Source organism: Actinacidiphila acididurans, from assembly GCF_016918855.1.
Lineage (GTDB): Bacteria > Actinomycetota > Actinomycetes > Streptomycetales > Streptomycetaceae > Actinacidiphila > Actinacidiphila acididurans.
This window is the reverse complement of the sequence record NZ_JADKYB010000033.1, coordinates 37,481-57,892: the sequence shown is the minus strand read 5'-3', so window position 1 is coordinate 57,892 and position 20,412 is coordinate 37,481. Positions and strand designations below refer to the sequence as shown.

Below are 20,412 nucleotides of genomic sequence, written 5' to 3'. Positions count from 1 at the left end.
AGGAGGCGTCATGGGCATCACCGTAGGAAAGCCCGATGTGACACCCGACCGGCCCGCCCACGTGGCGGGGGTCCGCCGCGGCAACCACCAGGGCGGCCGCAAGCGGCAGCCCGGACACCGCCGCAACAACCTGTCCACCGCGCGCCGCTCCACCGGCATCAACGCCAGGCACCGCAATCCCGTGCTGCCCGACATGCCGAACCTGTCGCCGGCATGACGGCCACGCCCCACGTCACCGCCCCCGCAGCCGCGCCCGCTCCCCCCGCCACGGGAGCGGGAGCGGTCCCCGGGCTGGCCTTCGCGGTCACCGGCGCCGAGGAGGAGCGGTACGCCGCCGTGCCCACGCTCCGTTTCCGCCTGGAGATCACCCGCACCGGCGGCCCCGCGATCGCCTCGCTCGCGCTGACCGCGGACGTACGGATCGACGTGGCCCGCCGCCGTTACGGACCCGACGAACGCCGCGCGCTGGCCGAGCTGTTCGGCCTGCCCGACCAGTGGGCCACCGCGCTGCGCCCGCTGACCTGGGCCCGTACCACCGTGCACGTGCCGGCTTTCGACACCCGTACCACCGCCGATCTCCCGGTCGCCTGCTCGTACGACACCGAACTCGCGGTCACCAAGTACCTGCGAGCGGTGCGGGACGGGGACGTGCCGCTGGACTTCCTGTTCAGCGGCACCGTCTTCCACCACGGCCCGGACCGGGCCCTGCGGGCCGGGCGGATCCCGTGGTCCGGCGAGGCGGCGTACGCGCTACCGGCCGACCGCTGGCACGCCCTGACCGGCCGTTACCACGCGGGCGGCCCCTGGCTGCGGCTGTCCCACGACACGTACGAACGCCTCGACGCCTACCGCGCCCGCCACGTCCTGCGCACCCCCGACGAGGCCGTCGCCGCCCTGCTCGCCCGCGCCCCCCACCACGACCCGGAACCGGAATGACTGACACCACCACCGATCCCCTGCCGCCCGGCGGCACCGAAGACGCGGCTCAGGTCCGGGCCGAGGTCGAGGTCGAGGTCGAGAAGATCGTGCGGACCTGCCTCTACGAGGGCTATCTGCTGTGGCCCTACCGCCGGTCCGCGCTGAAGAACACCAAGCGCTGGACCTTCGGCGGCGTCTTCCCGCCCGCCTGCGCGGCACCGCTGGGCGAGCCCGGCACGATGACCACGCAGGTGCTGTACGAGGGCGACGACCGCGACCTGACCGTCCGCGTACGGTTCCTGCACGTGGTGGACCGCACGGTGCTGCGGGACGGACCCGGCGGACCCGAGCCGGTCGCCGAACTCACCGTGGACGGACGCACGTACGTCTCCTGGCAGGAGGCCACCGAACGCGAGACCGTGCTGGCCGGCGGGCCGGGCACCGCGGCGATCGACGTGCCGGCCGGCACCGCCACCGAACCGCTGCCCGGCGGCGCCTGCTTGGTACGGAGCTGGCAGCCGCTGACCGGCACGGTCGAGGTCACCGCGGAACCGGTCGCGGACGGGGTGCGGCGGCTGACGGTGCGGATCGCCAACACCACGCCCTGCCCGGCGCCGTCGCCGGGTGCCCTCGGCGCCCGCGAGGAGGCCGCGGCCCACGCCTTCGTGTCCACCCACACCGTGCTGCACAGCTCCGGCGGCCGGTTCGTCTCGCTGCTCGCCCCTCCGCGGCCGCTGGCCGAGGCCGCGGCGGGCTGCCGCCAGCAGGGCACCTGGCCGGTGCTGGTCGGGCGTGACACCGGCGACGGCCGCGCCACCACCGTGCTGTCCTCGCCGGTCACCCTCTACGACTTCCCCCGGGTGGCCCCGGAGAGCCCCGGCGACCTTTTCGACGGCACCGAGATCGACCAGTTGCTGGTGCTGAGCGTGCTCAGCCTCACCGAGGAGGAGCAGGCCGAGGCCCGCGCCACCGACCCGCGCGCCCGGGAGATCCTGGACCGCTGCGCGGCCCTGTCCGGCGACGGCCTGATGGCGCTGCACGGCACGATCCGGGAATTCCGCGAGCTGCGCGGACTCGCCGGGGCGGGGGAGGCGCGGTGAGCGAGTCGACGAGGAGCGCGGTGAGCATGCCTGCGAGCGGTACGACGAGCACGCCGGGGAGCGGACCGATGAGTACACCGGCGAGCGGCCTCGCCGACACCGCACTGAGCACGGCGCAGGGCACCCCGGCCGGCACGCCGGCCGGCGCCGCACCCAGCGGCTCGGCCGGCGCTCCGGGCAGCGGCACGTCCAGCACGCCGATCAGCGGCCCGTTGAGCGCCAACCCCTTCCGCCCCGGCAGCAAGGTGCGGCTGCGCCCGTCGCGCAGCGCCGACATCCTCGATCTGGCGCTGGCCGGGCGCACGGCCGAGGTGACCGCGGTCGAGGAGGACCTGGACGGGCAGGTGCACGTCGCGGTCGTGCTGGACGGGGACCCCGGGCGGGACCTGGGCGCCGCGGTCCAGATCGGCCACCGCTTCTTCTTCTCGCCCGAGGAGCTGGAACCGGCCGGCCCGCCCGGCGCCGCCGCCGCGCCGCCGAGGACGCGGGTCCTGGTGGCGGGCGTCGGCAACGTCTTCCTCGCCGACGACGGCTTCGGGCCCGCGGCCGCGGCCGCGCTCGCCCGGACCGAGTTGCCGGAGGGCGTGCACGTGGCCGACTTCGGCATCCGCGGGATGGACCTGGCGTACCGGATGCTGGACGGCTACGACACAGTGGTGCTGCTGGACGCCGCCCCGCACGGCGAACCCCCCGGCACTCTCAGCGTCATCGAGCCCGACCCGGACGCGCTGCCGTCCGGCGCAGCCCCCGAGGCCCACGCCATGGACCCGGTCAAGGTGCTCGCGCTGGCCCGCACCCTGGGCGGCGGCGCCCTGCCGCGTGTCCTGGTCGTCGGCTGCGAGCCCCAGGTCCGGATGGCCGGCGACGACCCCGACGTGGTGGTCGCCCTCAGCGATCCGGTCCGCGAGGCGGTCGACCGCTCGGTCCCGTTCGTCCACACCCTCCTCGCCGACCTCCTCACCGCAGCCGGAAGGAGGTGATCACGCCATGAAGAACGGCATCCTCATCCCGCCCGGCGTCGTCCGCGCCACCACCGCGGCCCTCGCGGTCGCCTTCCTCGCCCTCGCCATGGGCACCGCCCCGGAAATCCGCCGCTACCTGAAGCTCAAGTCGATGTGAGAAGCCGCGGGCCGGGCGCCGGTTCCGCCCGAGCCGGCCCCCAGCCCCCGGCCCCCGTTCCACGGCACGTACCGGGCAGCGACAAGTCCACGGCGCCGCGCCCGACGGACGCGATGCGGCGCCCGGCGGCGCGGACCGGACGGGCCACCGGCCCGGCAGGCGACCGTACGACCCACCGGGCCGGCCCCAACGCCCGCGCTTCGTCGCCGGCAGGCGCGGACGAGGCTCGGCCGCAACACCGCCCCCGAACCACGCGCAACGCGCCCCGGCCGGGCAGGCACCCTTCGACCCCCTGGGTCCGGGCCTGCCCGGCTCACCCTTTTCCTGCGCACCCCGCAGGGGACCCTCAGCAGTCCCGCAGTTCCGGGGACTGGTTGAGCACCTGGGCGCGCAGGGAGGTGAATTCCTGGTAAGGGGCGGCGGATTCGGTGCCGGGGAGGAAGACGGCGACGCGGTGGCAGTTCTGGAAGGCGAGGCGGACGCCGAAGTGGCGTTCCAGGCTGCCGCGGATGGCGTCGCTGGACAGGGCGCGCAGCAATTGGCCGCGCTGGGCCTCGCTCGCCGGGGGCTCGGTGTTGTCGGCGAAGGGGGCCGAGCCGGCGCCCAGGGTGCGGGTGAGGCCGGCGATCAGGTCGTACGCGTACGGCAGGGAGGTGCGGACGGTGTCGACGAAGGCGGCTTCGTCGACCGGTCCGGCCTCGGCCTCGGCGAGCAGGGCGGGGGAGACGTCGAGCGACATGGCGGATCCGTTCGGTTCGAGGATTGTTGCGGGTGGGGGGATCAGGCCGGGGCCGGTGCCTGGGCGAGCAGGGCCCGCGGGCCGTGCCGGAAGCCGGGGTCGACCTGGCGGGACAGATCCTGGCCGGTGGCGCGGTCGGCCCAGGCCGCGGCGTTCTTCAGGTGGAAGGCGACGGCCTGCTCCTGGAAGGCGGCCCAGTCCTTCGTACGGGCCTCCATCGCGGTCCGCAGCAGGTCCAGGGCGGCCCGGTTGACCGGCTCGAGGCCGTCGAGGGAGGCGTGGCCGCCCTGGTCGAGGGCGCGGACGTAGCGCGAGTGCGCCACGCAGGCGAGCAGGTCGTCACCGGCCTGCTCGCGCAGGAAGGCGATGTCGTCCGGGCCGGTCACCTTGTTGCCGACGACGGCGAGCGCGATGCCGTACTCGGCCGCGTAGTCCCGGTACTGACGGTAGACGGACATGCCCTTGCGGGTGGGTTCGGCCACGACGAAGGTCAGGTCGAAGCGGGTGAACAGGCCCGAGGCGAAGGCGTCGGCGCCGGCCGTCATGTCGACCACCACGTGCCGGCCGGGGCCGTCCACCAGGTGGTTGAGGTAGAGCTCCACCGCGCCGACCTTGGCGTGGTAGCAGGCCACGCCCAGGTCCTCCGCCGCGAAGGCGCCGGTGACCAGCAGCAGCACCCCGTCCACCCGCCGGGCCAGGCCGTGGATCGGGTCGTCGCCACCGGGCACCAGCAGTCGGGAGCCGCGGCCGGGCGGCGTGGTCTTCACCATGGCGGCGGCCGACTCGATCAGCGGATTGTCGCCCCGCAGGTACTCCTTGATCGGGGTCAGCCGGGCGCCCAGCGCGGGCAGCGCCGGCACCTCGTCCTCCGCCAGCCCGAGGGCCACCCCGAGGTGCTGGTTGATGTCGGCGTCCACCGCGACCACGGTGTCGCCGGCGGCGGCCAGATGCCGGGCGAACAGCGCGGACAGCGTGGTCTTGCCGCTGCCGCCCTTGCCCACGAAGGCGATTTTCACAGCCCATCACCCCGCTCCGTACACATGGAAATGGAAACGACTTTCAATACGGTGAGCTTGGCCCGGCCGCTGATCCGTCGTCAAGTCGAATCCCTCCAATGGGGGATGCGCGCCGGCCTCGAAGGCGTCGTTTCTCCTGGCGCCGCCCGCAGGGCGCACCTGGGAAAGAGGCACCCTTTCGCGCATAATGTGACGTATGTCGCACGCACTGCACCTCGCCCAGCAGCCGGAGGCGGACGAACTGCTCGCACGGAGTCCGCTCGCGCTGCTGGTCGGGATGCTGCTGGACCAGCAGGTGCCGATGGAGTGGGCGTTCACCGGGCCGTACACGATCGCGCGGCGGATGGGCGGCGAGGATCTGGACGCGCAGGCGATCGCGGCCTACGAGCCGGACGACTTCGCCGCGCTGCTGTCGCAGAAGCCCGCAGTGCACCGGTATCCGGGGGCCATGGCCAAGCGGGTGCAGCAGCTGTGCCAGTACCTGGTGGACGAGTACGACGGCGATGCCGCCGCGCTGTGGGAGGGGGCCGCCGACGGGCGGGAGCTGCTGGAGCGGCTGAAGGGGCTGCCGGGATACGGCGACCAGAAGGCGAAGATCTTCCTGGCGCTGCTCGGCAAGCGGCTCGGCGTACGGCCGTCCGGGTGGCAGGAGGCCGCCGGGTCGTACGGGGAGCACGGCTGCTACCGCTCGGTCGCCGACATCACCGGCCCGGAGTCGCTCGCGCAGGTACGGGCCCACAAGCAGGAGGCCAAGGCGGCGGCGAAAGCCGCGAAGGCGGCCAAGGGCCCGAGGGCGCCGCGCTCGTCCCGGCCTCGGGCCTGAACCGGCCCACCGGACCAGGCAGCACGGAACGGGCAGGCACGGAACGGGCAGGCACGGAGACCGCAAGAGCCCCCGGCGGCCGGCGGGAGCACCCCGGCCGCCGGGTGCGGGGCCCCGGGCAGTGGGCGCCAGGAGCCCCGCGCGGCCGGACCCTCAGGACCGCGGCGTCAGCCGCAGCGTGGCCTCGCGTGCCGCGGGCGCGACCATCGGGTCCACGTACTGGGGGCCGAAGCGCTGGTACTTCGTCCGGTAGGCCGCGTCGAGGCGTTCGTTGACGGACGCGTCGCCCTCGTCCGCGAAGTCGACGTCCTTGGTGACGCCGCCGGCGTCGACGCGGCCCTCGTGACGGGCCTGGGCGCCGCGGAACCAGCCGCTGGTGCGGCCCTTGAAGGAGCGGACGTAGAGGTCGTCCCCGTCGCGCACCACCCAGATCGTCACCGGGTCGCGCAGGGTGCCGTCGGGCCGCAGGCCCGCGATGCGCAGTTCGTCCGCCGACCCGATGCGGTCCAGCTCGTCGTTCGTCCATGCCGCCATGGGGCGTGCCTCCTGCTCTGCTCGGTCGTGGTCGGCGGCGCTTCGGTAAGAAGCAGCCGCTGCTGTACGAATCGGTCGCCGGGCCCGCCGCCTGAAGACGCACTGGGCCGCCCGGGGCACCCGGCGCCGCGGACCAGGACGGTCAGCGGCGGCCGGCCGCGATGTCCAGCAGGTCGGCCAGCCCGTCGATGGACCAGTCCGCGGCGGCCCGCACCTCCGGGTCGTCGGCCCACCAGTGGCCCCAGGGGCCGCGCCGCAGGTGGGCGCTGCGCAGGCCCGCGGCGCGCACCGGGAAGACGTCGTTGACCGGGTGGTCGCCGACGTAGACGACCTCCTCGGGGCGGCAGCCGGCCGCTTCGACCACCCGGCGGTAGAAGGCGGGGTCCGGCTTGGCGACGCCCCACTCCCCCGAGGTGGCGATCACGTCGGCGGGCACGTCGAGCGCGCGCAGCAGTTCGCCGATCCGGGCCGGCTGATTGCCGGCCACCACCACCCGTGTCCCGGCCGCGCGCAGCGCCGTCAGCACCGGGCGCACGTCCTCGTAGAGGTCCTCCTCCGCCAGCCGCACCCCGACGCCGGCGGCCTCCCGCGCGGCCTGCTCGGCCGCCACGTCCACCCCCGGCCGGGCCAGCCGCAGCGCGTCGGAGTTGTCCCGCCCGGCCACCACGACCGCTCCCACCAGCGCCGACAGCGTGTGCCGCGGCACCTTCAGCCAGTCCGCCCAGGTCTCCCAGTCACGGTCGTCGCGGATCAGCGTCTCGCCCACGTCCAGTCCCACCGCACGGATCGCCACGCAACCCAGCGTACGGCCGCATCCCCGCCCCCGCCCCGGCGTTCCGCCGGCGAACGGGCCGTCACGGAACCGCGGGCACCCGTGACGCGTGGTCACATCCGGGCGCCCGCCACGGGGTGGGCACCCGTACGGACGGTTCGGCGAAGAGGGAGCGCATGGAGTTCACGGGCAACGGCGGACACAGGCCGACGGGAACGGCGTACGGGGCCGGGCGGTGGGTACGGGCGGCGGCGCCCGTGGTCTGCGCCGCGGCCACAGTGGCGGCGCTGGCCGGCTGCTCCTCGTCGTCGGACAACAAGGACAGCAGCGCGTCGGGTCCGAACTCGCCCTCGGCCACGAGCACTTCGGCCCCCGGCAGCACTGCGGCCGCGGACGCCGGCGTGAGCGCGGGCCGGCCGGACGACGCGTGCACCATGATGACGTCCGACCAGGTGGCCCAGCTCGTGGGCACCCCCGGCCCGTACACCGGGGCGCACGAGGACCCGGCGCAGGACGGTTCGCCGGTGTGGGGCTGCACCTGGGGCACCCCCGCCTCGTACGCGGACGTCCGGGAGATCGACCGGGCCCGGTTCACGCAGGACACGTCGAGCCCGAGCGCGGACGACGTGGTCGCGCCGCTGAGCGGCATCGGCGACAAGGCGGCGCTGGAGAAGCGCAAGAGCGACGGCAGCAATCCGTACGTGTACTTCGCCGCGGGCGGCGCCTATTACGAGGTCGAGGTCGTGGTGGACCGGCGCGAACTCGGTGCCGCCAACGCCCCGAAGGAGGTCCTCGGGGAGCAGGGGCTGGCGAAGATCCTGGCGGCCGAGCTGGCCGGCTGAGGCCCTTGCCCGGCCGAGCCGCGGCTCGCGCGTCCGGCCCGCCCCCGGAGGGAGGGGGCGGGCCGGACCGACAAGGGGCCGTACGGGGTGTCACTTGGCCTTGTGCACGAAGGCGTCGGTCCAGGTCTTCGCCAGGTCCACCGAGTGGCCCTTGACCGTGGGGTCGAAGGCGGAGAGCACGGTGAGCACGGTCTGCGGGCCGTCGGCCGGCATCAGGCCGTCGGGCGAGTACATGCCCTTCTCGTTGTCGAGCGCCTTGACGTACACGTCCTTGCCGACGCCCGCGTAGTAGTCGGCCGGCATCCGGTCGGCGATCTCGGCGGCGGAGTGCGACTGGATCCAGTGCAGTGTCTCCACGTACACGTCGACCAGCCGCTGCACGACGTCCGGGTTCTTCTGCACGTAAGCCGTCGTCAGGTACAGGCACGACGCCGGGTAGGTGCCGCCGAGGGCCGTCTTGGCGCCGGCCGCGGTGCGCATGTCGATCAGCGGCTGGGCGAGGTGCTTGCGCTCCAGCATGGAGATGGTCGGCTCGGTGGTCATCCCTGCGTCGATCTGCTTGTTCTGCATCGCCGCCACGAAGGTGGAGCCCGCGCCGACCGCGACGGAGGTGGCGGCGCCGGCCTTCACGCCGTTCTTGGCCTCCAGGTACTGGGTGAGGAAGTTGGTGGAGGAGCCGAGGCCGGTGACGCCCAGGTGCTTGCCGGTGAAGTCGGCGGGGCTCTTCACGGTCGCGGCCTCGTCGGTGCGGACCATCTCGACCTCGCCCGGCGCCTGGAGGAGCTGCACCACGGACTCGGTGGACTTGCCCTTGGACTGGAGGTCGATGTTGTGGTCGTAGAAGCCGATGACCGCGTCCACCTGGCCGGCCAGCATCGCGGTCTCGGCGTCCACCCCCGCGGGCTCGTCCGAGAGCTGCACGTTGATGCCGTGCGCCTGGTAGTAGCCCAGGCTCTTGGCGAGCATCGCGGGCAGGTAGATCTGCTTGTCCAGGCCGCCGACCATGATTCTGACCGTGGCCTCGCCCTTGGCGTTCTTCGGCGCGGTCTTGGCGCCGTGCCCCCCGCAGGCCGAGGTGCCCACGGCGAGGGCGGCACAGGTGGCGGTGGCGAGCAGGGTCTTGAGCACCGGCTTCATCGCGGGTCTCCTTCGGGTGTACGGGGCGGGGGCGTGCGGAGGGGGTACGGGCGGGGGTACGGAACAGGGCGCGCGGGAGGGCGTACGGCCGGTGGGGCGGCGGGTCACAGGCCCGTGCCGTCGCCCGCGGACTGGGCGGGACGCCAGCGCAGCACCCGCTTCTCGAACCGGGTGACGACGAACTCCGCGATCAGCGCGAGCACGGCGATCAGCAGGGTGCCGGCGTAGACGCCGTCGGCGTTGAAGTTGCCCTGGGCCTGCGCGATGAGCTGGCCCAGGCCGGCCTGGGCGCCCAGCATCTCGCCGACGATGGCGCCGATCAGCGCGAAGCCGAAGGCCGCGTGCAGGGAGGCGACGATCCAGGTCATCGCCGAGGGCAGCACCACGTGGGAGGTGACCCGCCACTCGGAGGCGCCCAGGATGCGGGCGTTGGCGATCAGGTTGCGGTCCACCTCGCGGGTGCCCTGGAAGGCGTTGAAGAAGACCGAGAAGAACACCAGCACGACGGCGAGCGCGACCTTGCCGGAGGGGCCGAGCCCGAACCAGATGATGAACATCGAGCCGAGCACGATGCGGGGGATGGAGTTGGCCGCCTTGATGAACGGCGCCATCACGTCGGCCAGCGCCCGGATCCGGCCCAGCGCGATGCCCAGCACCACGCCGGAGACGGTCCCGATGAGGAAGCCGAGCACGGTCTCCTGCATGGTGACGGCGATGTTGTGCCAGATCGAGCCGAGCGAGGTGCCGTCGGCGAACCAGGTCCGCAGCTGCTTGACCACGCCGTCCGGCGAACCGTAGGTGAAGGTGTCCAGCGCGCCGGAGGAGGCGCCCAGTTGCCAGCCGCCGAGCACGGCCGCGACCAGCGCGACCTGGGTGAGCAGGATCAGCAGCCGGCGCCGGCGGGCCCGGGCCCGCGCGCCCCTGATCAGGGCGGCCTCCTCGGCGGTGCCGGCGAGCGCGCCGGAGGAGGGCGGGGCGGCGCCGGGGACGGAGGCGGTGCCGGTGTGGGTGTCGGTCATCACGGGGCTCCTGGTCATTCGGCGTCACTCGGCCCGGTCGGCGGTGGTCGGGGAAGAGTTCCGGGAAGAACTCGCGGACGTGCTCGGCGACGGCGTCCCGGAAGCGGTGGCAGGTGCGGGTACGGGCGCGGATTCGGGCGCGGGCGCGTCGCCGGCCGTACGGGCGTAGGCGAGCCGGACCTCGTCGCGCAGGCTGGACCAGATCTGCTCGTACAGCTCGACGAAGCGCGGCTGGAAGCGGATCTCCTGGACCTTGCGGGGGCGCGGCAGGTCGACCCGGAAGGTGTCCTTGACGGTGCCGGGGCCGACGGTGAGGACGACGACCTTGTCGGCGAGGGCGATCGCCTCCTCGAGGTCGTGGGTGACGAACACGACCGCGGGCCGGGTCAGTTCCCACAGCGCCAGCAGCTCGTCCTGCACGATCTGCCGAGTCTGCACGTCCAGCGCCGAGAACGGCTCGTCCATCAGCAGGATCTCCGGCTCGTTGATCAGCGTCTGGGCGAGCGCGACGCGCTTGCGCATGCCGCCGGAGAGCTGGTGCGGCAGCCGGTCCTCGAAGCCGGACAGCCCCACCCGGCGCAGCCAGTCGCGGGCCCTGGAGAGCGCCTCCTTCTTCGCGGCGCCGCGGAACTGCGGGCCGGCCGCCACGTTGTCCAGCACCGACTTCCAGGGGAAGACGGCGTCGGTCTGGAACATGAAGCCGACCCGCGGGTCGATGCCGGTCACCGGCTCGCCGTGGACCAGGGCCCGGCCGGCGCTGGCCCGCTCCAGCCCGGAGATCAGCGAGAGCGTGGTCGACTTGCCGCAGCCGGTCGGCCCGACCACCGCGCAGAACTCGCCGGGCGCCACGGTCAGGTCCAGGTCGCGCAGCGCGGTGTAGACACCGCCGGACGGGGTCCGGAACCTCTTCGTGGCCGCGCGCAGCTCGATCGCGGCAGCCGCCGACGCAGCCTCGGACGCCGACGCTGCCGCGGACTTCGACGCCGACTTCGCAGCGGTGGCCGGAGCCGCCGGGGTCCCCGAGCCGTCCCTCGCCGTGCCTGTCACTGTGCCCCCTTTCCGCACCGCCGGTGCGACCGTGCGTGGTACCGGCAGTGCTGGTGATGCCGGTGGTGCCGGTGTCTCCGGCGGGTGTCGTGACCGTAGGGCGCGGCAGAGGACCGGGCGAGGCTTGCGCACGTTGCGCGGTTTTCCCGCGTTCACCGGGGTTCTGCGCGTTCTGCTCACCGCGCCGGGGGTGGGCAAGACGGCCGTCACCAGGCACAATCTCCGGCACGCGGGCCCGGCGAAGGGGCCGGGTCCGGGTGCGGCCGGTCCGCGGGGCGTCCCGCTCCGCCGGGGGCGGGCGCCGCGCCGAGCGTGAGGTGTGCCAGGAACACGGAGGCGCCGGTGCCGACCGTCCGTAGCCGTGCCGTCCCGGCGGCAGGCGTCGCCGCCGTACGGACCGCCCTTGTCGCCGTCGCCGTCCGGCTCCGAAAGGCAGTGCGGGCCCGCCCCCACCGCGGCGGCAAGCGGCGGCTGTCCACCCGGATCCTGGTCAGCCAGGTGCTGATCCTCGCGGTGACCGGCGTCATCGGCTTCCTGCTGCTGGCCGTCGCCCAGCGCACCGAGCTGGACCGGGCGTACGAGCAGCGGGCGCTGGCCATCGCGCAGACCACGGCGGCCGAGCCGCAGATCCAGCAGGCCATGGAGTACGGGACCGGCGGCGACGTGGTCCAGGCCGTCGCCGAGCGCATCCGCCGGGCGTCGCGCGCCTCGTACGTCGTGGTGATCGACCTGCACGGGGTGCGGCACTCGCACCGGATGCCGGACCTGGTCGGCAAGCGGGTCGAGGAGCCGATCGTGGTGCGCGACGGCCGCCCGCACGTCGGCATCGACGAGGGCGCCACCGGGCGGTCGGCCAACGGCAAGGCGCCGCTGTACGGTCCCAGCGGCTCCCTGGTCGGCGAGGTGTCGGTGGGCATACCGGAGCAGGCCGTGGTCGGCGAGCTGTGGCGGGAGCTGCCCACCTTCGGGCTGTACGCCGGGATCGCCACGGCGGTGGGCTCGGTGGCCGCCTTCCTGCTGGCGCGGAAGCTGAAGCGGTCCACGTTCGGCCTGGAGCTGGAGGAGATCGCCGGGCTGCTCCAGGACCGCGAGGCGATGCTGCACGGCATCCGGGAGGGCGTGCTCGCCTTCGACCCGCAGGGCAGGATCACCGTCGTCAACGACGAGGCCCGGCGGCTGCTGGGCCTGGGCACGGCGCTGGGCAGCAGGCTGGAGGACGTGCTGCCGGACGGGCGGCTGCGGCGCGCGCTGGACGGCACGCTGGCCGGGGTGGACCTGACCGTGCTCACCGACGAGCACTGCCTGGCCGTCAACCGGATGCCCGTCACCCTGCACGGCCGCGCGCTGGGTGCGGTGGTCACCGTGCGGGACCGCACCGAACTGGTCGGGCTGCTGCGGGAGCTGGATTCGGTGCGCGGGCTGACCGACGCGTTGCGCGCCCAGCAGCACGAGTTCACCAACCGCATGCACACCCTGGCCGGGCTGCTGGACCTGGGCGAGCACGAGGCGGCGTACGCCTACGCGGTCGAGTCGGCCGGGGCCGGGCAGGCGCTCGCCGAGTCGGTACGGCAGCGGATCGGGAACGCGCTGATGGTGGGGCTGATCGTGGCCAAGACCACGGTGGCCGCCGAACGCGGCGTGCGGATCCGGCTGACCGCCGACTCCGCGCTCGGCGCGTCCCCGCCGCACCTGCGCCGGCTGCTGACCATCGTCGGCAACCTGCTGGACAACGCGATCGACGCGGTGGCCGGCGGCCCGGTCGGCGCCGAGGGGCCCGAGGTGCGGCTGTCGCTGGTCGAGACCGCCGAGCGGGTCACCGTGACGGTGGCCGACGCCGGTCCGGGGATCCCGCCGGGCGCGGCCGAGGCGATCTTCGAGGACGGCTGGTCCACCCGGCCGGACCGCGGCACCGCCCGGCGCGGTCTCGGCCTGGCGCTGGTCCACCGGCTGGTGCAGCGGCACGGCGGCACGATCGACGTGGGCGGCGGGCCGGGCGCGGTCTTCACCGTGGTACTGCCGCTGCCGGACACCGCGCCCGCGCCGCTGGGCGCGCTGTTCACCACCGCCCCGCCGGTGCCGGCGGGAGCGGCCACGACGGTCGAGGACCCGGGAGGGCGCTGGTGATCCGGACCCTGGTGGTGGACGACGACTTCCGGGTGAGCGCCATCCACTGCGCCTACGTCAGCCGGATCGAGGGCTTCGAGGTGGTGGGCCAGGCACCCACCGTGGCCGCCGCCCTGGATGCGGTCCGCGCGCTGGAGCCCGGACTGCTGCTGCTCGACATCTTCCTGCCCGACGGCAGCGGCCTGGACGTGCTGCGCCGGCTGACCGGGGACGCGGGCGGCGCCCGGCCCGACGCGCTCATGATCACCGCGGACCGGGACATCGCCTCGGTGCGCACCGCGATGAAGCTCGGCGCGGTCGGCTACCTGGTCAAGCCGTTCGGCTCGGCCGCGCTGGCCGAACGGCTGGCCGCCTATCGCGAACTCCAGCACCGGGTGGACGCGCTCGGGCCGGCCGCCGAGACCGATCAGGCGGACGTGGACGCGCTGTTCCGGGCCGCGCGCCCGGCCGGCCTGCCCGCGCTGCCGGCCAAGGGCCACTCGGCGCCGACCCTGGCCCTGGTCCGCGACGCGGTGCGCGGCGCACGCCGCGACCTGTCCGCGGCGGAGGTGGCCGAACTCACCGGCGTCTCCCGGGCCACCGCGCAGCGCTACTTGTCGTACCTGGTCCGCGAGGGCCTGGTCCGGCTGGAACTGCGGTACGGGCTGACCGGCCGGCCGGAACACCGCTACCGGACGGCGTGAGCCTGCCGGACGGCGGCCCCCGGTGACGGCCACCGGGTGACATGACGCGCGCCACTCCCCGTACGGGCGGCCGGAGCGCCGGATCGGGGCCGTCGCCTGCGAGAATCGGCACGGTCGCGGTGATCGCCGACGAAGGGAGCGCCCTGTGCCACGCAGTTCGCAGCCGTTGCGGAAGCTGGGCTTCCTGACCATCGGGCTGTTCGACCCGGCCGATCCGCTGGCCGGTCACGAGTCCACGCTGGACATCATCGCGCTGGGCGAGCGGCTGGGCTTCGACAGCGCGTGGGTGCGCCACCGGCACCTGCAGTACGGGATCTCCTCGCCGGTCGCCGTGCTGGCCGCCGCCTCGCAGCGCACGCGCCGCATCGAACTGGGCACCGCCGTCACCCCGTTGGGCTGGGAGAACCCGCTGCGGCTGGCCGAGGACCTGGCCACCGTGGACATCCTGTCCGGCGGCCGGCTGAACCCGGGGGTGAGCGCCGGGCCGCCCATGCACTGGGACCGGGTCAAGGGCGCGCTCTACCCGTACACCGCCGAGGGCGAGCACTTCGGCCACGAACGGGCCGCGCGCCTGCTGTCGTACGTGCGCGGCGAACCAGCCACCGACTTCAGCGGCACCGAGGGCTTCGAGGTGTACTCCGACCGCGTCCAGCCGCACTCCCCGGGCCTGGGCCGCCGGATGTGGTATGGCGCCGGCAGCCTGCGCTCGGCCGCGTGGGCGGGCGAGCACGAGATGAACCTGCTGACCAGCAGCGTGGTGAAGGCCGAGGAGTCGGAGGACTTCGAGCACATCCAGCTCTCCCACATCCGCGCCTTCCGGGCCGGCCACCCCGACGGCGAGCGGGCCCGGGTCTCGCAGGGCCTGGTCGTCATCCCCACCGACAGCGCCTCCCTCGAACAGCGCGCCCGGTACGAGGAGTTCGTCCGCGCCCGCACCCCGCGCACCACGTCCCCGCAGGGCCCGGCCCGGTTGCTGTTCGCCCGCGACCTGGTCGGCCCGTCCGCCCTGATCGCCGAACAGCTCTACGCGCACGCGGCCTTCCAGGAGGTGGACGAGGTCGCGTTCGCGCTGCCCTTCACCTTCACGCACGAGGACTACGTGCAGATCCTCACCGACATCGCCACGCACCTCGGCCCGGCCCTCGGCTGGCACCCGGCCGACTGAGCTCCCCCTGGGCTACGGGTTCGGGCCCAGGACCCGGTCGATGTCCAGCCGCAGCGCGCAGACGCCCTCGGCCGAGCCCGCCACCAGGTGCCCGTCCGGCAGCAGCGCGAGTGCGGCGGCCGGGGCGAGCAGCGGGAGCGTGCCGGTGCGGCCGGTCGCGATGTGCCACAGGCTCACGGTGGCGTCGTTCCAGGCCGCCGCGAGCACCGGGCCGTACGGCGTGTGGGCGGCGGCGAGCGCGGTGACCAGCGCGGGCCGCTGCTCCACGGGGGTCGGCATGGGTGCGGCGGACGGCTCCCACAGCCGGATCGCGCCGTCCATTCCCGCGCTCATCACCAGCGTCAGGCCGTCGCCGGGCATGGGCAGGCAGGTCACCGCGGTCGCCGCGGATCCGTGCAGCAGATGGGAGACCGGCCCGGCCGCGGCGCTGTCCGGCCGCCACACGTGCACGGCCCCCTGCTCGTCGCCGACCACCACCACCGAGCCGTCCGGGCTCTGCCCGAGCGCGGTGGGGCGCCGGCCGGGGTCCCGGAGTGCGGCCAACGAGTGGTGCGCGGCGATCCGGCCGAGGAAGGCCGCGGCCGAGGCGTCCGGGGTGCCGTACGCCATCGACTCGCCGACCGGCACCAGCGCGCCGGTGTCGGCGAGCAGCAGCAGCGCGCGGTCGGGGCGTACCGCCACGCCCGACGGGTGCAGGGCCGCGGCGTTCGGCAGCGGTACGGTGCCGGTGGCCCGGCCGCTGTCCGCCGCCAGCAGGGTCAGCCCGCCGACCGGGTCGGCGGTCAGCAGCGGGCCCGGCCCGACCTCCGACTCCGGCCCCTCCGGCACGGCGGCCAGTGCGGTCACCGGTGTGTCGGCCCGGGCCCAGCGCGCCGTGACGGGACCCTCCTCGGCGAGCGGCAGCAGATAACGCGCGAGGGCGGGGCTGTCGGCGAGGGCGGCGGTGTGCAGCAGCGCGGCGCGTTCGGCCGTACCGAGTTCGGACCCCGACAGCCGCGGCGCCGCCGCCCGCCACGTCTCCCGCAGCCCGGCGGGCGCCGGTATCCGCGGATCGGCCAGGCAGGCGGCGACGGCCACGGCCGAGCCGTGCACCAGGAACCCGGGATCGCTGATCAGCGCCCGCACCGCCCGGTCCCGGTCGGGCCGGGCCAGCGCCTGGTCGAGCGCGTGCTCGCGCACGTCCGCGGAGGCCAGGTCCCAGCGCGGCCGCCCGTCGGGGGTACGCACCAGACGCGCCGGCAGGTCGTCGTCACCGGGACCGACCGGGACGCCCTGCCCGTGCGGCCTGCGGCCCGGGTCCACGACCTCGGCGTCAGCAGGGGCCAGGTCCCAGCGCGGCCGCCCGTCGGAGGTACGCACCAGACGCGCCGGCAGGTCGTCGTCACCGGGACCGTCCTCGGTGCCCGGCCGGTACGGGCTGCGGCCCGGGTCCACGACCTCGGCGTCCGCGGGGGCCAGGTCCCAGCGCGGCCGCCCGTCGGAGGTGCGCACCAGACGCGCGGTCAGGTCGTCGTCACCGGGACCGACCGGGACGCCCTGCCCGTACGGGCTGCGGCCCAGGTCGACGACCTCGGCGTCCGGCCAGGAGTCGAGCAGGCCCGAGTCGCCGACCTCGATCAGGGCGCGGGTGCCGGGCAGCGCGAGCAGGGGCAGGACCAGGTCCTGGACCAGGGTCCGCGGGCGGGCGAGGGCGCGGTCGGCGGGGCCGCGGCCGGCCCGGTGCAGGTCGGCGACGAGCAGCAGCAGCGGGCGCGGGTCGACGGCGAGGCGGTCGAGCAGCCGCTCGGCGGACACCGGTCCGTAGCCGAGTTGACGGCCCGCCTCCCAGGCGAAGGCGTCGGCGAACAGCCCGTCGGCGAGCACCGTGGCGTGCACGGTGGTGCGCGTATCGCTGGGTGAGCCGAGCAGGTACCAGGCCAGCAGTTGGCTCTTGCCGCTGCCGCGCGCGCCCTTGACCAGGCACACCCTGGGCCGGCCGGGGGCGGCCGCCCAGTCCAGCAGCGCCGGCCCGTACGCCGCCGTGACCCCTTCCGCCGGCGGCCAGGCGGCCGGGTCGGGGCGGCCGTCCGCGGCGCCGCTCACGCCGGTCCACCCGCGCTGCCGTCGTCGCGCGCGGCGGCCTCGCGCAGCAGCCGTACGCCCTCGGCCCGCGAGACGGCCGTGTCGCCGTACGGATAGCTGTGCGTCAACTCGGCGTGCGGGAAGACCTCGGCGAGCCACATCGAGCAGTAGTGGCCGGGCAGGAAGCAGGGTTCCAGGTCGGTGTGGACGCGCAGCACCTGCTCCGGCTCGACGCCGGCCGCCCGCAGCGCGGCCCACAGCCGCTCCTCGGGGTGCGCGGCGACCGCCCCGGCGGCGGTGACGATGCGCTTGCCCTCGGCCGGGTCCTCGTACTCGAACGCGGCGTAGTTCCGTACGCTCGCGGTGTCACGGATGTCGTCCAGCACCAGCGGCCACCAGTGCTCGCGCTCGGCGAAGGCCAGCGGGTCACGCTCCCGCAGCCGCTCGGTCAGCCGGTTGAAGGCGTCCATCGCGGCCTGCGGCCGGTCGGCCCCCATGATCACGCCGAGCGCGGCCCGCAGTTCCGCCAGCCCCTCGGCGAACGCCTGCGGCGAGGCGTTCACGAACCGGTCCGGCTCGTCCCAGTCGAGCAGCACCGACCACACGGTGCCGTCCTCGTCGGCGCACAGCTCGTACCCGTTGTCGCCGCCGAGCCTGGCCCACCGCGCGCACTCCGCGCGCGCCACCTCGCGCCCCACCGACCCGGCGTACTCCACCAGTTCCACCGGGTCCCCGTCCCGGGTCACGAAGTACGGCCCCACCTGCGCCGGCACGGCCACCCCGGCCAGCACCCCCCGCGTGCCGAAGTCCCGCACCACCGCGTCGCCGCCCCCGCTCACCGCGCCCCCACCGCTCCTCGTCCGCGTCCTTTACGTCCCGTGCCCACGTCTACGTCCCGTGCCCACGTCCCCATCGTGCCAGCGCCCGACGGCGGGCCTCCAGGAGAGCGCCGGAGCCGTCAGTAGTACTCGCTCTCCGGGTCCTCGATGAAGGTCAGCACGTTGTGCCAGCGCGACTGCGGGTCCGCCAGGGCGGCGGGATCGACCGCCCGCATCGCCGCTTCGACGCGTTCGCGGGCGCCCCGCGGGTCGAAGAGGTCGTCGTCGCCTTCCGCTTCGACGTCGTAGTGCGGCCGTTCGGCCTCGAGGATGTACAGGAAGTGCACGAATTTCCGGAAGGTGCTGTTGAAGAGGTAGATCTCCCCGTCCTGCGGAAAGCAGAAGACCTTGCCGGCGTACGGGTCGAGCACGATGCTGTCGTACGGAATCACGGTCAGCGGAATCCACGTCTCGGCCCCGAGGGGGACGTCGTCGTACCGCTCCGGGAGTTCCCAGTCGTAGACCTGCGAGAACGGGGGGAATTCCTGCGCGAGCCGTCGCTGGAGCACGACCTGCGGATTCTTCCCGATCGGCAGCCCCAGCGTCCGCATGGCGTCCCTGGTGTCGGAATCCGCGATGACGTCCAGGCTGCCCGCGGGGACGGGCAGCAGGTTTTCCGGGCCGAACACAGCCTCGAGGTTCGGACGGCTGAGTTCCAGAAGATCGGGCATGAACCTTTCGGGCCTTTCCTGTCGCGCACTCGTGATCGAAATCTTCCGATCGCAATCTACCGACGGGCCTTCAGCCCGTCGAGATAGGTCTGCAGCGCCTGATTTCCCGCGTCCCGGGAAGCCGACGTGTCACCGTACTCGACGGTGTGCGAGACCTGTACATGCGGTAACCGCTCCGCCACCCATGACGAGCAGTTCGGCGCCATGGAACACGGCTCGCGTTCGGTGTAGAGATCCTGTATCCGGCTTCCCTCGCCCTGTCTGAGGAACGGTATCCCGATCATCCGTTCCGAGTGGGCACCGGTCCGTACGCCGTCGGGGCGGTGGCTGCGCCCGACCAGGATGAAGTCGCCGTTGCCGTTCGCTCCGGTCACCCGCGCGGCGGCGTAGTTGTTGCTGGTGAAGGTGTCCTTTTTGTGCGTGCCGTAGCTGTTGTCCGCGTGCCGGGCGAGCTGCGTGGCCTGCGCGAGGTCCGTGCTGCCGGCCGGAATCCGCTGGGAGGACGCCGTGGGCCGGGGCTTGCTCCGGCCCTCCTTGGCGTCCTTGAGCAGGGCCAGGCGTTCGCCTTCCCTGGGGCCGCCGATCGACGTGCTGTCCAGGCCGAGCCGGTCGTGGTCGTCCTGGGTCAGGGCCTCGTGGCGGTAGCGGTCCGCCGGGTTCGCGGCCGTGGGGTCGTGCCGCAGCCGGGTGATGTTCCCGTCGTCGTCCAGGTGGTAGACGGGGGTCTCGTCCGTCTCACCCTTGTGCCGCTTGGCGATCCGCTCCATGTCGTCGGCGATCGCCTTGTCGTTCGCGAGGTGGTCGTCCGCGTCCTGCCGCAGCCGCTTGCCCGTGTCGTGGTAGAAGTCCTTGATCGCCTTGCCGGAGTCCTCGCCGAGGGTCTTGGCGAGTTTGCCGGCGCCGTGTTCCAGGGCCTGGACGATGCGGTTGGTCACTCGAAGCTCATCCCCGAGGCCTTGGCGTGGAAGTCGGCCGCGTGGCCGGCGATGGTGGTGGCGTGGCCGTGCATGAGGTCGGCGTGGTCGTGGACCGCCTTGGGGTGGATGAACAGGGTGCCGGTGGGGGCGGTCGCCTCGGGGATGCCCAGGGCGTCCTCGGTGGCCTGGTAGAGCAGGCCGTTGACGGCCCGGCCGACGACCTCGACCAGCGGGTTGACGGCGGCCTCGACGACCTCGCCGATGATGTACTGCTCGAGTTGCTGTTCCAGGTAGTCGACGCACTTCTCGGCGGCCTCGACGATCAGCGCCTCGGCCGCCTCGGCGATGCCGAAGGTGAGCACGGCGGCGGCCTGGTCGGCGACGAAGGAGGCGGCCAGGCCCACGAGTTCGGCGATGGCGGCGGCCTTCATGCCGACGATGACATCGGCCGCGGCGTCCATCGCGGTGGCCACCGTGTGGCAGGCGGTGACCAGGTCGGACATGTGCGTGTCGGACATCCGGGCCCAGGTGGTGGCCAGCGCCTCGTAGCCGGCGCCCTGGTAGACCGTGGCCAGATTCTTCACGGTGGCGGTCGAATCCTGGTGGGTGCTGTCGACCTTGTCGGCGAAGTCCCGGATGTGGCCGGCGAACTCGCGGACCTTGTCCTCGTTCACGTTCGGCCAGTTGATGCCGATGAACTGCAGCAAGGAGACGACCTCGCCGGGAAGTTCGATGGCCACGGCGGCATCCCCCCGTCAACTTCGTCGCGTACGCCGGACGTCCGGCACCGGCGTCCCGCCCGCGGACCGGAAACCCGTCTGGTAAGACTCACGCCGCGCTGCCGCGG

22 protein-coding genes are annotated in these 20,412 nt (G+C 74.0%); 10 read left to right on the top strand and 12 right to left on the bottom strand.

Annotated elements, in window-relative coordinates; all coding sequences use genetic code 11:
- The first annotated feature begins 10 nt into the window (after positions 1–10).
- The 5 genes from ITX44_RS37950 (at position 11) to ITX44_RS42465 (ending at position 3,137) form a co-directional block, all read left to right on the top strand.
- Positions 11–217 (top strand): hypothetical protein, encoded by a 207-nt coding sequence (locus tag ITX44_RS37950; protein WP_205364019.1) that lies wholly within the window; start codon positions 11–13, stop codon positions 215–217.
- Positions 214–936 (top strand): DUF6084 family protein, encoded by a 723-nt coding sequence (locus ITX44_RS37945; RefSeq protein ID WP_205364017.1) that lies wholly within the window; start codon positions 214–216, stop codon positions 934–936. Before ITX44_RS37950 ends, ITX44_RS37945 begins: the two co-directional genes overlap by 4 nt.
- Positions 933–2,018 carry a hypothetical protein gene (locus ITX44_RS37940; protein ID WP_205364015.1) on the top strand — a complete coding sequence of 362 codons (1,086 nt, stop codon included), beginning with the start codon at positions 933–935 and terminating at the stop codon, positions 2,016–2,018. The genes ITX44_RS37945 and ITX44_RS37940 overlap by 4 nt, the downstream gene beginning before the upstream one ends.
- A 68-nt stretch (positions 2,019–2,086) precedes the next feature.
- Entirely contained in the window at positions 2,087–2,998 is a 912-nt protein-coding gene (locus ITX44_RS42895; RefSeq protein ID WP_205364013.1) for a hydrogenase maturation protease, read from the top strand.
- Positions 2,999–3,005: 7 nt separating this feature from the next.
- Entirely contained in the window at positions 3,006–3,137 is a 132-nt protein-coding gene (locus ITX44_RS42465) for a DUF6893 family small protein (RefSeq protein WP_265934379.1), read from the top strand.
- A gap of 346 nt (positions 3,138–3,483) precedes the next feature.
- On the opposite strand, the gene ITX44_RS37930 is transcribed toward ITX44_RS42465, so the two are convergent.
- Positions 3,484–3,876 (bottom strand): SCO5389 family protein, encoded by a 393-nt coding sequence (locus ITX44_RS37930; protein ID WP_205364011.1) that lies wholly within the window; start codon positions 3,874–3,876, stop codon positions 3,484–3,486.
- A 41-nt stretch (positions 3,877–3,917) separates the two neighbouring features.
- Positions 3,918–4,892, bottom strand: a complete 975-nt coding sequence (locus ITX44_RS37925) for an ATP-binding protein (protein WP_205364010.1) — start codon at positions 4,890–4,892, stop codon at positions 3,918–3,920.
- Between the two features lie 196 nt (positions 4,893–5,088).
- On the opposite strand from ITX44_RS37925, the gene ITX44_RS37920 reads away from it, so the two are divergent.
- On the top strand, positions 5,089–5,715 hold the full coding sequence (locus ITX44_RS37920; protein ID WP_205364009.1) for an HhH-GPD-type base excision DNA repair protein: 627 nt from the start codon (positions 5,089–5,091) through the stop codon (positions 5,713–5,715).
- A gap of 153 nt (positions 5,716–5,868) precedes the next feature.
- Here the strand turns inward: ITX44_RS37920 and ITX44_RS37915 are convergent, their stop codons facing one another.
- Both ITX44_RS37915 and ITX44_RS37910 read right to left on the bottom strand, forming a co-directional pair.
- Positions 5,869–6,249: a DUF2255 family protein gene (locus ITX44_RS37915; RefSeq protein WP_205364008.1), complete on the bottom strand. Its 381-nt coding sequence runs from the start codon at positions 6,247–6,249 to the stop codon at positions 5,869–5,871.
- A 142-nt stretch (positions 6,250–6,391) separates the two neighbouring features.
- Positions 6,392–7,036 carry an HAD family hydrolase gene (locus tag ITX44_RS37910; RefSeq protein ID WP_205364050.1) on the bottom strand — a complete coding sequence of 215 codons (645 nt, stop codon included), beginning with the start codon at positions 7,034–7,036 and terminating at the stop codon, positions 6,392–6,394.
- Positions 7,037–7,197: 161 nt separating this feature from the next.
- Between ITX44_RS37910 and ITX44_RS37905 the strand changes: the two genes are divergently transcribed.
- A complete protein-coding gene (locus ITX44_RS37905) occupies positions 7,198–7,863 on the top strand; it encodes a DUF3558 family protein (protein ID WP_205364007.1) in 666 nt (221 codons plus the stop codon).
- Positions 7,864–7,953: 90 nt separating this feature from the next.
- Here the strand turns inward: ITX44_RS37905 and ITX44_RS37900 are convergent, their stop codons facing one another.
- The 3 genes from ITX44_RS37900 to ITX44_RS37890 form a co-directional block, all read right to left on the bottom strand.
- Positions 7,954–9,000, bottom strand: a complete 1,047-nt coding sequence (locus tag ITX44_RS37900; RefSeq protein ID WP_205364006.1) for an ABC transporter substrate-binding protein — start codon at positions 8,998–9,000, stop codon at positions 7,954–7,956.
- Between the two features lie 104 nt (positions 9,001–9,104).
- Positions 9,105–10,019 carry an ABC transporter permease gene (locus ITX44_RS37895; RefSeq protein WP_205364005.1) on the bottom strand — a complete coding sequence of 305 codons (915 nt, stop codon included), beginning with the start codon at positions 10,017–10,019 and terminating at the stop codon, positions 9,105–9,107.
- A gap of 24 nt (positions 10,020–10,043) precedes the next feature.
- Complete coding sequence (locus ITX44_RS37890) at positions 10,044–10,949, bottom strand: ABC transporter ATP-binding protein (RefSeq protein WP_205364046.1); 906 nt, start codon at positions 10,947–10,949, stop codon at positions 10,044–10,046.
- Between the two features lie 459 nt (positions 10,950–11,408).
- Between ITX44_RS37890 and ITX44_RS37885 the strand changes: the two genes are divergently transcribed.
- The 3 genes from ITX44_RS37885 (at position 11,409) to ITX44_RS37875 (ending at position 15,038) form a co-directional block, all read left to right on the top strand.
- The gene (locus ITX44_RS37885) at positions 11,409–13,190 is read left to right on the top strand and encodes an ATP-binding protein (protein ID WP_205364004.1); all 1,782 of its coding nucleotides are present in this window, start codon (positions 11,409–11,411) and stop codon (positions 13,188–13,190) included.
- Positions 13,187–13,873 (top strand): response regulator transcription factor, encoded by a 687-nt coding sequence (locus tag ITX44_RS37880; protein ID WP_205364002.1) that lies wholly within the window; start codon positions 13,187–13,189, stop codon positions 13,871–13,873. The genes ITX44_RS37885 and ITX44_RS37880 overlap by 4 nt, the downstream gene beginning before the upstream one ends.
- Before the next feature lie 145 nt (positions 13,874–14,018).
- Entirely contained in the window at positions 14,019–15,038 is a 1,020-nt protein-coding gene (locus ITX44_RS37875; RefSeq protein ID WP_205364001.1) for an LLM class flavin-dependent oxidoreductase, read from the top strand.
- A 12-nt stretch (positions 15,039–15,050) separates the two neighbouring features.
- Here the strand turns inward: ITX44_RS37875 and ITX44_RS37870 are convergent, their stop codons facing one another.
- From ITX44_RS37870 to ITX44_RS37850, 5 genes are all read right to left on the bottom strand, one after another.
- Positions 15,051–17,120 carry a hypothetical protein gene (locus ITX44_RS37870; RefSeq protein ID WP_205364000.1) on the bottom strand — a complete coding sequence of 690 codons (2,070 nt, stop codon included), beginning with the start codon at positions 17,118–17,120 and terminating at the stop codon, positions 15,051–15,053.
- Positions 17,117–17,938, bottom strand: a complete 822-nt coding sequence (locus ITX44_RS37865; RefSeq protein ID WP_205363999.1) for a nucleic acid/nucleotide deaminase domain-containing protein — start codon at positions 17,936–17,938, stop codon at positions 17,117–17,119. The genes ITX44_RS37870 and ITX44_RS37865 overlap by 4 nt, the downstream gene beginning before the upstream one ends.
- A 119-nt stretch (positions 17,939–18,057) precedes the next feature.
- The gene (locus ITX44_RS37860; protein WP_205363998.1) at positions 18,058–18,648 is read right to left on the bottom strand and encodes an SUKH-4 family immunity protein; all 591 of its coding nucleotides are present in this window, start codon (positions 18,646–18,648) and stop codon (positions 18,058–18,060) included.
- Between the two features lie 56 nt (positions 18,649–18,704).
- On the bottom strand, positions 18,705–19,583 hold the full coding sequence (locus tag ITX44_RS37855; protein ID WP_205363996.1) for a nucleic acid/nucleotide deaminase domain-containing protein: 879 nt from the start codon (positions 19,581–19,583) through the stop codon (positions 18,705–18,707).
- The gene (locus ITX44_RS37850; RefSeq protein ID WP_205363994.1) at positions 19,580–20,305 is read right to left on the bottom strand and encodes a WXG100-like domain-containing protein; all 726 of its coding nucleotides are present in this window, start codon (positions 20,303–20,305) and stop codon (positions 19,580–19,582) included. The genes ITX44_RS37855 and ITX44_RS37850 overlap by 4 nt, the downstream gene beginning before the upstream one ends.
- Between the last annotated feature and the right edge of the window lie 107 nt (positions 20,306–20,412).